Source organism: Candidatus Poriferisocius sp. (genome assembly GCF_965204145.1).
Taxonomy (GTDB): domain Bacteria; phylum Actinomycetota; class Acidimicrobiia; order Acidimicrobiales; family Bin134; genus Poriferisocius.
This window is the reverse complement of the sequence record NZ_OZ241977.1, coordinates 1,082,754-1,095,638: the sequence shown is the minus strand read 5'-3', so window position 1 is coordinate 1,095,638 and position 12,885 is coordinate 1,082,754. Positions and strand designations below refer to the sequence as shown.

Below are 12,885 nucleotides of genomic sequence, written 5' to 3'. Positions count from 1 at the left end.
GGATGTCTAACTCACAACAGCAACACACCTGCTTCGAGATCGATCTTGACGACGGGGTTGCCCATCTACGGCTCAGCCGGCCCGAGGCCAAGAACTCGATGATTCCGGAGTTCTGGTCCGAGCTGCCCGCCGCGGTAAACGAGCTGTCGGACTCCGGTGACGCCCGGGCGCTGGTGATTTCCTCCACCGGACGCCATTTCACTGCGGGTATGGACCTGTCGGTGTTCACCCAGCCGGACTCGCTGTTCTCGGGAGGATCAGAGTCCAGTGAGGCACCGGAGTTCGGGAGGGTCCGGGCCGAGACTCGCAACCTCGCCCTAACCCTTCAGGAGTCGTTCAGTTGTTTGGAGAAGGCCCGCATGCCCGTACTGGCCGCTGTGCAGGGGGGCTGCGTCGGAGGAGGGGTGGACATGGTTTGCGCCGCCGACATGCGGTACTGCACCGCCGATGCCTTCTTCTGTATCCAGGAGATCAACATCGCCCTGACTGCTGATTTGGGCACCTTGCAACGTCTACCCCGGATCATTCCCGACGGGCTCGCCCGAGAGTTGGCCTATACCGGCCGCCGACTCACCGCCGATGAAGCAAAGGCAGCCGGGCTGGTCAACCAGGTTTATCCCGACCACGACGCCATGCTGGAAGGCGTGCTCGCCATCGCCCAGGAAATTGTCCAACGCTCGCCGCTGGCCATTTGGGGCTCAAAGGAGATGCTCAACTACACCCGTGACCACAGCGTTGCCGACGGCCTCAACTACGTCGCCACCTGGCAATCCGGAATGTTCCACCCCGACGATATGGCCGAGGTCTTCGCGGCGAGAACCGAGGGACGCGACCCGGTCTTCCAGAATCTTCTTCCCATTCGGCGCACGCTGTAGTTCAGGACCATTGGCAGCAGGCAGCTAGGTTCAACCCATGGCTTCGATTGCTACCGACCGCTACGTCGACCGGGCTGAGATGGAGGACTTCGTCCGCCCCCGCCACCGGGGCGTGCTCCTCACCACCCGCCGCGACGGGCGACCTCAGAGCTCGCTGGTAACCATGGGCCTCGACACCAGCGGCCGGGTGGTGGTGTCCAGCTACCCCGAGCGGGCCAAGTCGATGAACATCAAGCGCAACCCCAACGCGTCAGTGGTGGTGATGTCGGATGAGTTCGGCGGCGAGTGGATGCAGCTCGACGGCACGGCTGAGTGCCTCGACATGCCCGAGGCTCTCGACGGCCTAGTCGAGTACTTCCGAGTCATCTCCGGCGAACACCCCGACTGGGACGAATACCGCCAAGCCATGGCCCACCAGGGAAAATGCCTAATCCGCCTCACCATCGACCAATGGGGCCCCATCTCCAAAGGCGGCTTCCCCGCCCGCCTGGTCCAAGACGACTGAGACGGCCTCAAGCCTGGTGTCGCCCTCAGCCAAGCCGCTCAAGTTGGCGGCGTAGCCAGTGTTCTCGGTGGGTGGCGTAGCGGTGGGCTATGGCGGTTTGGGGGAAGAGGCCTACTCCGTGGGGGGCGCCGGGGTAGACGTGGAGTTCGGTGGGGACGCCGGCGCCGTAGAGGCGCATGGCGTAGATGATGTTCTCGTCGCGGAAGCCGTCGGCGCCGCCTACGCAGACGTAGGCCTCAGGGAGGCCGGAAAGGTCTTCGGCTCGGGCGGCAGCCGCGGTGTAGGGGACGTTGTCGGTTCCGTAGAGATCGCCGAGATAGCTCTGCCAGCCAAAGGCGTTCGACGCTTTGTTCCAGATCACCAGGTCTTCATCCTGGCTGGATGGGGTGATCTGGCGGTCGTCGATCATGGAACAGTCCAGGAGCTGGAACTGCAACGGGACCTCGCCCCGGTCCCGGGCCAGCAGCGCCAGAGCGGCGGATAGTCCTCCCCCGGCGCTGACCCCGGTGATGCCGATCTTGTTGCGGTCGATGCCGATCTCCGCGGCGTTGTCATATGTCCACTTCAAACCGGCGTAGCAGTCCTCCAGCGGACCGGGGTAGGGCGTCTCAGGGGCCAACCGGTATTCCACCGACACGCCGACGATGCCGTACTTGGGACACCACCGGTCGAACTTGGCGTCGTCCATGTCGTAGGTGCCCCGGATGTAGCCCCCACCGTGGATGGAGTATACGCAAGGCACCGCACCCTCCAGTCCCACTGGCCGGTGTACCCGCACCACCACGCCGTTGGCCTCATCCACCACATGGTCTGACCGCTCCACCGCGTCGCTCAGCTCAGGAAACTGGACCGGCAAGCTGGCCCGAACCTCGGGCAGCAGCGCAGCACTGAGATCACGGGTCGGCACCGTGTGCTTGAGCTGTTCGATCTCCTCGTCCAATAAGACCATCGCAGTAACCGCTTCTCTGGTGCTGTTTGGCTGGTAAACCCTCAGCCGAGCCGCTCAAGTTGTCGGCGGAGCCAGTCTTCCTGGTCGGCGGAATAGCGCTGGGCAATCTCGAGGTGGCCGAACATGGCCACGCCGTGGGGGGCGCCGGGGTAGACGTGGAGCTCGGTGGGAACGCCGGCGCCGTACAGGCGCATGGCGTAGGTGATGTCCTCGTCGCGGAAGCCGTCGGCCCCGCCAATGCAGACGTAGGCGTCGGGTAGGCCGGACAGATCCTCGGCCCTAGCCGCCGCTGCGGTGTACGGCACGTCATCAGAGCCGTAGAGGTCGCCGAGATAGCTCTGCCAGCCGAAGGCGTTTGACTCTCGGCTCCAAATCAGCAGGTCGTCGAGTTGGCTCGACGGGGTGATTTGGCGATCGTCGAGCATGGGGCAGTCGAGAAGCTGGAACTGCAACGGCACCTCGCCCCGGTCCCGGGCCAAGAGGGCCAGGGCGGCGCACAAGCCGCCACCAGCACTGACTCCGGTGATGCCGATCTTGTCAGGGTCGATGCCCAACTCCGCCGCGTTGTCGTATGTCCACTTCAAACCGGCGTAGCAGTCCTCTAGCGGACCGGGATAGGGCGTCTCCGGCGACAGCCGGTACTCCACTGACACTCCGACGATGCCGTACTCCTGACACCACCGGTCGAACTTGGCGTCGTCCATCTCATAGCTGCCCAGGATGTAACCTCCGCCGTGGATCGAGTACACACACGGCACGGCACCCTCCTGGCCCACAGCTCGGTGTACCCGCACCACCACACCGTTGGCCTCGTCTACCACATGGTCGGTGCGCTCAACCGCGTCGCTGAGCTCGGGAGGCTCCCCCAGCGGTGTGGTCCGCAAATCGGGCAAGACTTCCGCATTGATCACTCCCAGGGGCACCATGTCCCTAAGCGGCTCGATCTCCTCGTGCAGCGGCACCGTTGCCATAGCAACTCCTTCTCTCAACCGGGTCGGCAGGCCAACCGGCGTCAACGGCGCAAATCTAGCGGCCCATCAGTTGCCCAGAGGACTTAGACGCTGGCGTGACCGGAGCTACTTCGCCCGTCTGATGGCTCGAACGGCGATGGTTCCGAACACTGTGATGATCCCGGCCGACCAGGCCAGCGATCCGAGGATCGGTTTGACGAGATCGCCGCCGCGGGCGAGATGGTCCATGGCGGTGACATAGGCGGTGGCGGGATTGAACCTCACGACCGGCTGGGCCCATCCCGGATAGGCGTCAATGGGAACCATGCCCCGGGAGAAGAACAGCAGCACCAGGAAAAGCGACCCCAGCGGCGGACCCAGCGCCTCTTGGGAGCGGGCCACGGTTGCCATGGCCAGGCCGATCCATACGATCGACACCGATGCCAGCATGGCCATCAGACAGAACCCGATTGCGGGCACAATGCCGTTGGTGAATCGGAACTCGAATCCGTATCCCACGGCCACCAGCACCGCCAAGGCCACCGCGGCCCGGCCGATCTCCCCGAGCACCGCTCCTACCAGCGGCCCGGCCGGAGACACCGGCATGGTGCGAATGCGCTGCATATAGCCCTGACCCAGGTCGGTGAAGAAGCCGACCGCGGTGCTGAGCGATCCGAACATCAGCCCTGACACCACCAGCATGGGCACCAAGCGCTGGGCATACGGGCCCTCGTCGAATCCCTCGACTGCGGAGGAGAACACCGCCAACATCGTCAACAGCAACAGCAGCGGGAAGCCGACGGTGCTGACCACGTTGTCGGGTGAGCGGATGAATCGCTTGAACGACCGCCCCGCAAAGACAGGACTGTGGGAGAGCAGGCTTCGCACCCCGGCGCTCATGACGTCCTCTTGAATGCCCGGGCACCCAGCGCGGCAAACAACAGCGCGAGGCCGCCCATCCACGCCGCGGCCACCGGCAGAGTCGAGCCGATATCGCCCTCGCCGGTAAAGGCCCGCAGGGCGTCGATCACCGCGGTCACCGGCTGCCACTCCACAAAAGGCTGCAACCAGCCGGGGAAGTTCTCCACCGGGACGAAGCCCGTCGACAGCATAAGAAGCGGCAAATAGGGCATCGAGGCGATCGACACCGCCGCGTCGGGCGACGACGCCACATACCCGATCAATCCCATGCCCAGGGAGGCCACCAGGCCGAAGGCCAGAGCAACGAGGGCGAACCCGACGACACCGAGAGCATTGTCGAAGCGCATCCCGACGATCACCCCGACGACGGTGATGGGCACCAGCGAGATCAGGCTCCGAATGAGGTCTCCGACCGACCGGCCGAGGATGGGCGCCGCTCGGTGCAGCGGCATCGAGCGAAGGCGGGCGGTTATCCCGGACAGGCGGTCGGCAGCCACGTAGTAGGCCGACGACATGCCGGCAAACAGCATCGCCTGGGCGACGATGGTCGGCGGAAGAAGCTGGACGTAGTCGAACCCCTGGGCGGCCATCACCCTGCGCATGACGACGAAGAACAGGGTGAAGAACAGCAGAGGGAGGACGAACGCGCTGATCATCGTGGCCGGGTTGCGCTGACTGCGCAGCACGGAGCGGGCCCCGAGAATCAAGGTGTCCGCCGCCAGCATTCTCACGTCGAGATCTCACTCTCCGTCGACGTGTGAGTACCGCCCGGCTGGTCGGTGACCTGGAGGAACACCTCCTCCAGAGTTGGCCGTCGCAACGAGATATCAGAAAGATCGATGCCCTCGAGGCGGGCGATGATGCCGCTGACCACGCCGGGACCGGCATCGGGAATGGTCACCGAGCCGATGTCGCGGTCGATCACCGGGGTGCCGAACGACGACAACGCCGATGCACACTCATCGAGCTGGCCGAGATCCACTGGCATGATCACACAGGCCTGGCCGCCGGCCATCTGCTTCAGCTCATCGGGGGTGCCCTCGGCCACAACCCGACCGTGGTCCAGCACCACGATCCGCTCAGAAAGCTGGTCGGCCTCCTCTAGGTATTGCGTGGTGAGCATGATCGTGAGCCCGTCATCGCGCAGTTCGCGCACCACCTGCCACAACTCGGCCCGGCTGCGGGGGTCGAGTCCCGTGGTGGGCTCGTCGAGGAACAGCACCGGCGCAGCCACCACCAGGCTGGCCGCAATATCGAGTCGGCGGCGCATGCCACCGGAATAGGCGCCGACCCGCTTGTCGGCAGCATCGGCCAGAGAGAACCGTTCCAGCAGCTCGTCGGCCTGACGGGTGGCGTCGCGCTTGGACAGCGACCGCAGGCGGCCGAACAAGACCAGGTTCTCTCGACCGGTCAGAACGTCGTCGAGGGCGGCAAACTGCCCGGTGAGCGCGATCATCTCCCGAACCGCTGGGGCTTGGGCAACGACATCGTGACCGGCCACCGAAGCCCGTCCGTGGTCGGGCACCAGCAGGGTCGACAGCACGTTGATCATGGTGGTTTTGCCCGCGCCGTTGGGCCCTAAGAGCCCGAGCACTTCACCGGCGGCCACCTCAAAGCTCACGTCATCGAGGGCCACCGTGTCGCCGAAGCGATGCGTGATCTCTTCGATCTTGATCATCATCCAGCAACCTCAGCTATACGAGGAATCCCTCCGGGATTGTTAGGTAACCTTAATAGACGTATTGGGCCCCAGGCATAGCCAAGGCAAACCCGCCCTTCGCTAACCTGCCGGGCGATGCCTTGTGCCGACGGCCTCCGCCTCCAATGATCCTCGAGCACCTACGGGTCATCGAAGTAGGGGGCGGCATCTCGGGTCCCTATGCGGGAAAGCTGTTGGCCGACGCCGGAGCCGACGTAATCAAGGTGGAGCCCGTTGGCGGGGAACCATTGCGCCGGTGGTCAGCGTCGGGTGCCGAACTGGGCGACAAGGACGGGCCGCTCTTCCAGTTTCTAAATACCTCCAAGCGCTCGGTGATTGGCGATCCAAGCGACCCGGAAATCGCTGACTTGTTGGCCAGCGCCGACATCCTTATCGACACCACCGATCAGGGGCTGCCCCCGACCATCATCGACGCGGCAAGAGAGGCCAACCCCGCGCTGGTGGTAGTGACGATCTCCCCCTGGGGACGCACGGGACCCTACGCCCAAAGGCCAGCCACCGAGTTCACTTTGCAGGCCGAGTGCGGCGGCATCGGCAAGCGGGGCAATCCAGAAAGACCGCCGGTTCAGGCCGGAGGGGCCATCGGCAAATGGACCGCAGCGATCTACGCCGGAGTGGGAGCGCTGGCCGCGGCCCGAGCCGCCGGTCGCAGTGGCCAGGGCGACCACGTAGATGTGTCCATGTTCGAGACCATGGTCATGACCATGAATACCTACGCATGGATAGCGGCCGAGTTGAGCGGCGACACCGACCCCCAGCGACCCGGCCGCAATGTTGAGCTGCCCTCCATCGAGCCCACCGCCGACGGCCATGTGGGCTTCTGCACAGTGGCCCGCCAGCAATTCTTGGACTTCTTGGTGATGATCGGCCGCTCCGATTGGCTGGAGGACGAGGAGATGTGCGGTTACGGAGGCCGCTGGAAGCGAAGGGATGAGTTCCGAGCGGCCATGCACGCCTGGACCACCCAGCGGACCACCGCCGAGGTGATTGCCGAAGCCTCAGCTCGTCGCATTCCGGTAGCCCCCATCGGCACCGGGGCATCCGTGCCCACTTTGGAGGCGTTCTCCGGGCGGGATGCCTTCACCACCAATCCCTCGGGCGGCTTCACCCAGCCCACCGTCCCCTACCAACTGCACGGCGCCGAAATCCGGCCCTTCGAGGCAGTCCCCGCCGCAGGTGAGCACACCGGACAGATCGAGGCCCGCACCCCCCAGCCCAACCGAGGCGACCCCGCCGCACTCCCCCTGGCCGGCGTGCGGGTGATCGACTTCACCGCCTGGTGGGCCGGGCCCATCGCCAGCCACTCGCTGGCTCTGCTCGGCGCGGATGTGGTCAAAATCGAGTCCACCCAGCGGGCCGACGGCATGCGCTTCGCCTCCGCCCGCCCGCCGTCGGAAGACCAGTGGTGGGAATGGGGCATGGTCTTCCATGGGGCCAACACCAACAAGCGGGACGTCACCCTCGACCTCCGCTCCCCGGAAGGTGTTGCCGTGGCCGAGCGGCTCATCGCCGACGCCGACGTGGTGATCGAGAACTTCACACCCAGGGTGATGGAGGGCTTCGGTCTCACCTGGGAACGGCTGTCGGCGCTCAACCCGAGGCTGATCATGACCCGGATGCCAGCGTTCGGGCTCAGCGGCGCCTGGCGCAACAACACCGGGTTCGCCCAGACCATGGAACAGCTCACCGGGATGGCCAACATCACCGGCTATCCCGACGAAGATCCCCAGATTCCCCGAGGGCCGTGCGACCCGCTGGCCGGCATGCACGCGGTATTCGCCACCCTCACCGCCCTCGAGGAGCGAGACCGCACCGGCAAGGGCCGGCTGGTGGAGGTGACCATGGTGGCCGCCGCCCTCAATGCTGCTGCCGAGCAGTTGGTGGAGTACTCGGCCCTCGGCCGCCAACTCCCCCGAGAGGGCAACCGGGGGCCACGGGCCGCTCCCCAAGGGGTGTACCCCGCGGCTGGCTTTGAGCGCTGGGTCGCCGTGGCGGTAATCGACGATCCGCAATGGAAGGCCCTCTGCGACCTGCTCGACCGCTCCGATTGGGCCGACTACGACACTGCCGACAAACGCCGGGCCGCTGCCGACGCCATCGACTCCGGAATAGCCGATTGGGTGGCCCCCCAGACCGACGCCGACGCGGTGGCGCAGCTGAACGCGGCCGGGGTCCCGGCCAGCGTGGTGGTGCTGCCCGCCGAGGTCGGCAAGCATCCCCAGCTTCGAACCCGCTCGTTCATCGAGCCGGTAAACCACCCGGTGTGCGGCGAGGTTTCCGCGGCCAGCCTGCCCTTCCGGCTCGAATCGTCACCCGGCCCCTGGACCAAGACCCCGGCCCCCACCCTCGGACAGCACAATCACGAGGTGCTGGGCAGCGAATTGGGCCTGACCGATGACGAGTTGGCCGAATTGGAGGCCAAGGGCGTCATCGGCACCCGCCCTGCCGGGCTCTAGCTGACTACCCTTTGCCCAGAAAATCTCGGAAGGAAACGAAGATGCGGCGATGGATTCTGGCTCTGGTTCTCGCCTTGGCGCTGCTGGCAACAGCTTGCGGGGGCGATGACGATGCCGAGTCGGGGGGCGATGCCCCATCGGTGAGTACCGAAGTAGCTGAGCCCGAGGCGCCCGCGGCCCAAGACGCTGAACCGGCTGAAGCCGAAACCGAGGCCGATCCTCAGACCGCAGAACCCGAAGAGGGCGAGCCCGAACCCGCAGAACCGGAAGAGGCTCAGCCCGAAGAGGCTGCACCTGAAGAGGCGGCCCCCGAGGAGCCCGAACCAGAACCGGTCGTGCTCACCGCGTCGTTCCGCGGGGTCACCGAGACCGAGATCAAGATCGGCGTCGGGTTCGTCGATGCCACCGAATTCGGCATCGACAGCGGCGATATCGAAGCCCAGTGGAAGGCTGCGATCGACAGGGCCAATGATGCCGGAGGCGTCAATGGGCGACTTCTGGCTCCGGTGTTCGCCAGCTATTCGCCGGTCGACGACGCCGCCATTGAGGCGGTATGCGTGCAGTTCACCGAAGATGAGGAAGTCTTCGCGTTTGTGGGCTTCGTCCTCTGGGATGGAGTGCTCTGCTACACCGAACTGTACGGGTTCTTGGCAGTGAACACAGCAGATATGGCGCCCGATGTCCTTGAGCGGAGCGGCGGGCTGCTCTTCACGGCGCAAGCGGGCCTCATAGAGAAGGTCTCCGGTCTCATCAACGCCGCTGCTGCCGATGGGCTGATCGACGGCAAGAAGATCCAAATTCAAGCGGCGGGTGATGACCAAACCCTGCTTGGGCCGGTGCAGGAATTGGTTGAAGCCGCTGGCGGCATCGTGACCCGGGCGGTGCACGGAACTGCTCCCCCCGGTGATCTCCCGGCTGGGGAGGCGGAAGCCGGCGTCTGGGTCGAACGCGCCGAAGCCGACGGGGCCGACGCCATCTTGGCCTTCAACACCGCCGGCTATATAGCGACTGGAGCCGTAGAGCGGGCTGGTAGCGATCTGGTGGTCATCACCGACTCGATCGCCCGCGCCGGCTATGTCGACCTCGGCTACGACCCGGGCAAAGTCAACATATACGCATACGGCGTCCCCACACTCCAAGACCTTTACAACGCCGGCCAGGCTGGCGTGGCAGAGTGCGTCGAGAACTACGAATCCCGCAGCGGAAACGTGGTCAACGTCAATGTTCCCAGCCCGAGACCCAACAATCTCCCCGCCACAATCCGGGCGTGTCGCGGCGTTGATCTCTTCGTCGCAATCGCCTCTGCCGCGGGGCCGGTGCTCACGCAGGATTCGTTCCTCGAGGCAGCCCGTGGGCTGGGATCATTCGACCTCACCGGCACCACTTCCGCCTCGCTCGGCGACGGCAAGTACAGCGCCGACAACGCGCCACTCGTTCGGCTCTTCTGGGACTCCGAGAGCAGCAACTTCGTCAGCGGGAACTGATCTCGGTCAAAACCAGAGACGAGTCCGCAGCCCCTACGACGAGTCCGCCGAATCAGGTCGACTGGGGTCGATGCCCAGGGTGGCCGATTCGACGAGCTCCACCAGGTTGTCGGAGTCGCAGTCCATGGTGCCCTGGGTGGCGGGGTGACGACGGATCCAACCGCTGGGGGTGGGGCTCATCAGCAAGAAGCACGGCGACGGGATTCCCTCCGCGGGGTTGGTCGGCCCGTGCAGGCCTCGCCCATCCCATTCAGTGATCGTGCGTGCCGACTCGATCACCAGCTCACGACTAAGTCCCCCACCGCTGGAGAACATCGCCCGATTGACCGCTTCCTCAAACAGCAGCGCCGATGCCCAACTGGACAGGCCGATCAAGTCCACTTCGGCCTCTTCGTCTACTTCTTCTCTGAGGAAGAGCACGTATCTCACCAATTCGACGTTGTCGCCCGGCTCTTCGAAGGGAAGCATCCCGATGCTCACCCAGAGGTCCGATCCCAGTTCAGCGACTTCGGCCGCCCAGCTCTGGGAGTAGCAGTCGACGCCGCAGAGAACGAAGGTCGGCCCTTCGGCAGGTTCTTCAACAGCCCCCTCGTCCAAAGGTCCCTCTAGGGCGTCGGCGGTGGGCTCGGTCTCGCCAGCATCGGCAGCGTCCTCCGCGTCAGTCTCAGAAGTGTCTCCCTCAGGCGTCGCGAGAGGACCATCTCCTGGCTCTGGGAACTCGAAGGTCGGCAGCTGTTCAAACAGGTCTGCCCGAGCTTGGAGGAGCTCTGTCAACCGATTGCTGTCTGCCGACCAGATAATCCCCAGAACATTGGCTTCCAGCATGGCCGAGGCCAGAGCATCGTAGTCCTCGTCGATCACGTCGGCGGTGGCCTCAAATGCGAAGTTGAACCCTCCTGCGGTAGCCGCCTCGATATCCCGCTGGGCCCGGTAGAACGACACCGGCAGGTCGAGCACCACCGTGCCCACTGCCCCCGCGGCGTCCGGGAAGCGATCGCTCAAATACTGGGCCGGACCGGCCTGCCAGACGGTGTTGGAGGTTGGGTTGGAGACGAACGTCACCGGCGACGCCCGCCGGTCCGGGCTCAGTGCGGCAGCCGGGAAGTCGGGCAGGCGGCAGGACTCATCGTTCAGAATGTCCACCCCGTCGCCGTCGAACAGCGCATAAGACCCCACGAGGGCAAAGATGTCGCTCTCACAGGCCTTCCGCATGGCGGCCCGGTGGTCGAACACGTTGGTGTCAAACAAGACGACCTCAACGTCGCGGCCGCCAAGGCCGCCGCTGCTGTTCACTGCTTGGGCCCAGGCCCGCATGGCCAACCACGCCGCCTCGCTGCCGCCGGTCACCGCATTGCCGGTGCTGCCGTCGGCGATCACCCCGATGCGAATCACCTCGTCGCTGACCCCGGACCGTACCGGCGCGACCGTCGGGCCGGGCACCACCGTGTCCAGGGGCTCAGGGGTGGGGGTGGGGGTGGCCAATTCGGGCGACGACACCACCGGCCCCCGGAGATCGGGGGTCTTGCAGCCCGCGACCACCAAGGCCAAGGCCACCGTCAGCACGAACGGCGCAATTGCAATCCTGAGGATGCGGGCGAGCCCCACGCCCTTATCGTCGCACGAATCTGCTGCTATATGGGCTGCGGGGTTAGGCCCGAGCAGCCGCGAATCCCTGCTCCAGATCGGCGATGATGTCGTCCACCGACTCCAAGCCGACCGACAGGCGGACCAGCCCGGGGTACACACCGGTGCTGACCTGCTCCTCTTCGGTTAGCTGAGAGTGGGTGGTGGAGGCCGGGTGGATTACCAGGCTGCGCACGTCGCCGATGTTGGCCACATGGCTGTGCAGGGTGAGCGCGTTCACGAACTTCTCCCCGGCGTCGCGCCCGCCCTTGATGTGGAACGCGGGCACTGAGCCGAAGCCCTTTCCGTCGGTGTAGTGGTTCATCCGCTCGTGCCACGGGCTGGACGACAGTCCGCCGAACTGCACCGACTCCACCTGGTCGTGGCCCTCGAGGTACTCCGACACGGTCTGGGCGTTGGAGCAGTGCCGCTCCATGCGCAGGCTGAGCGTCTCCAACCCCTGGAGGAAGTAGAAGGCGTTCTGCGGGGAGATGGCCGCGCCGATGTCCCGGAGCAACTGAACCCGGGCCTTGATGATGAAGGAGCCATTGCCCAAAGCGGGCCAGAAGGCCAGGCCGTGGTAGCTGGGGTCGGGCTCGGTGAAGTTGGGGAAGCGACCGCTAGCCCCGTAGTCGAAGGTGCCACCGTCGATGATGACCCCGCCGATGGAGTTGCCGTGGCCGCCGATGAACTTGGTCATGGAGTGGACCACGATGTCGGCGCCGTGCTCCAGCGGGCGGATCAGGTAGGGAGACGGCACCGTGTTGTCCACCATCAGCGGAATGCCCTCGGCATGGCCCACCGCGGCGACGCCCTCGATGTCGAGGCAGTCGTTCTTGGGATTGCCGATGGTCTCGGCGTAGAGCACCTTGGTGTTCTCCTGGATGGCGTTCTTCCAGGCACCCAGGTCGTCGGGGTCTTCGATGAACGACACCTCGATGCCCATCTTGGGCAGGGTGTAGTGCAGAAGGTTGTACGTGCCGCCGTACAGCGACGCGGACGACACCACGTGGTCGCCCGACTCGGCCAGGTTCAAGATGGCCAGCGTCTCGGCGGCCTGTCCCGAGGCCATGGCCAGCGCCCCGGGAATCCCGATGGCGGTCTCGGTGCCACCCTCCAGCGCGGAGAGCCGGGCCTCCAGCACCATCTGGGTGGGATTCATGATCCGGGTGTAGATGTTGCCCACCTCGGCCAGCCCGAACAGGGCGGCAGCGTGCTCGGTGTCGCGGAACACATAGGAGGTGGTCTGGTAGATGGGCACAGCCCGCGATCCGGTGGCTGGATCGGGCTCCTGCCCAGAGTGGATCTGCTTGGTCTCGAAACCCCAGTTTTCGCTCACGGCTCTTCTCTCTTCCTTCCGGAGTTGCCGGATAGATACTAATGAATTGCTGCCGTTTGGCAG

General features: G+C 65.3%; 11 protein-coding genes. 4 read left to right on the top strand and 7 right to left on the bottom strand.

Annotated features, from left to right (window positions below):
* The first annotated feature begins 2 nt into the window (after positions 1-2).
* Positions 3-875: a crotonase/enoyl-CoA hydratase family protein gene (locus ACOGI7_RS04880; RefSeq protein WP_419850792.1), complete on the top strand. Its 873-nt coding sequence runs from the start codon at positions 3-5 to the stop codon at positions 873-875.
* A gap of 37 nt (positions 876-912) precedes the next feature.
* A complete protein-coding gene (locus ACOGI7_RS04875; RefSeq protein WP_419850791.1) occupies positions 913-1,380 on the top strand; it encodes a PPOX class F420-dependent oxidoreductase in 468 nt (155 codons plus the stop codon).
* 25 nt (positions 1,381-1,405) lie between these two features.
* Here the strand turns inward: ACOGI7_RS04875 and ACOGI7_RS04870 are convergent, their stop codons facing one another.
* The 5 genes from ACOGI7_RS04870 to ACOGI7_RS04850 all read right to left on the bottom strand — a co-directional run bounded on the left by ACOGI7_RS04870 (position 1,406) and on the right by ACOGI7_RS04850 (position 5,881).
* Entirely contained in the window at positions 1,406-2,329 is a 924-nt protein-coding gene (locus ACOGI7_RS04870; protein ID WP_419850790.1) for an alpha/beta hydrolase, read from the bottom strand.
* 41 nt (positions 2,330-2,370) lie between these two features.
* Positions 2,371-3,300: an alpha/beta hydrolase gene (locus ACOGI7_RS04865; RefSeq protein ID WP_419850789.1), complete on the bottom strand. Its 930-nt coding sequence runs from the start codon at positions 3,298-3,300 to the stop codon at positions 2,371-2,373.
* A 105-nt stretch (positions 3,301-3,405) separates the two neighbouring features.
* Positions 3,406-4,179 carry an ABC transporter permease gene (locus ACOGI7_RS04860; RefSeq protein WP_419850788.1) on the bottom strand — a complete coding sequence of 258 codons (774 nt, stop codon included), beginning with the start codon at positions 4,177-4,179 and terminating at the stop codon, positions 3,406-3,408.
* The gene (locus tag ACOGI7_RS04855) at positions 4,176-4,925 is read right to left on the bottom strand and encodes an ABC transporter permease (RefSeq protein WP_419851464.1); all 750 of its coding nucleotides are present in this window, start codon (positions 4,923-4,925) and stop codon (positions 4,176-4,178) included. Before ACOGI7_RS04855 ends, ACOGI7_RS04860 begins: the two co-directional genes overlap by 4 nt.
* Positions 4,926-4,927: 2 nt before the next feature.
* Entirely contained in the window at positions 4,928-5,881 is a 954-nt protein-coding gene (locus tag ACOGI7_RS04850; RefSeq protein WP_419850787.1) for an ATP-binding cassette domain-containing protein, read from the bottom strand.
* A gap of 143 nt (positions 5,882-6,024) precedes the next feature.
* On the opposite strand from ACOGI7_RS04850, the gene ACOGI7_RS04845 reads away from it, so the two are divergent.
* Both ACOGI7_RS04845 and ACOGI7_RS04840 read left to right on the top strand, forming a co-directional pair.
* Complete coding sequence (locus ACOGI7_RS04845) at positions 6,025-8,376, top strand: CaiB/BaiF CoA transferase family protein (protein WP_419850786.1); 2,352 nt, start codon at positions 6,025-6,027, stop codon at positions 8,374-8,376.
* A gap of 41 nt (positions 8,377-8,417) precedes the next feature.
* A complete protein-coding gene (locus tag ACOGI7_RS04840; RefSeq protein ID WP_419850785.1) occupies positions 8,418-9,860 on the top strand; it encodes a hypothetical protein in 1,443 nt (480 codons plus the stop codon).
* A 33-nt stretch (positions 9,861-9,893) separates the two neighbouring features.
* Here the strand turns inward: ACOGI7_RS04840 and ACOGI7_RS04835 are convergent, their stop codons facing one another.
* Together ACOGI7_RS04835 and ACOGI7_RS04830 are read right to left on the bottom strand one after the other, a co-directional pair.
* Entirely contained in the window at positions 9,894-11,465 is a 1,572-nt protein-coding gene (locus tag ACOGI7_RS04835; protein WP_419850784.1) for a hypothetical protein, read from the bottom strand.
* A 43-nt stretch (positions 11,466-11,508) separates the two neighbouring features.
* Entirely contained in the window at positions 11,509-12,855 is a 1,347-nt protein-coding gene (locus ACOGI7_RS04830; protein WP_419851463.1) for a bifunctional o-acetylhomoserine/o-acetylserine sulfhydrylase, read from the bottom strand.
* Positions 12,856-12,885: the final 30 nt, after the last annotated feature.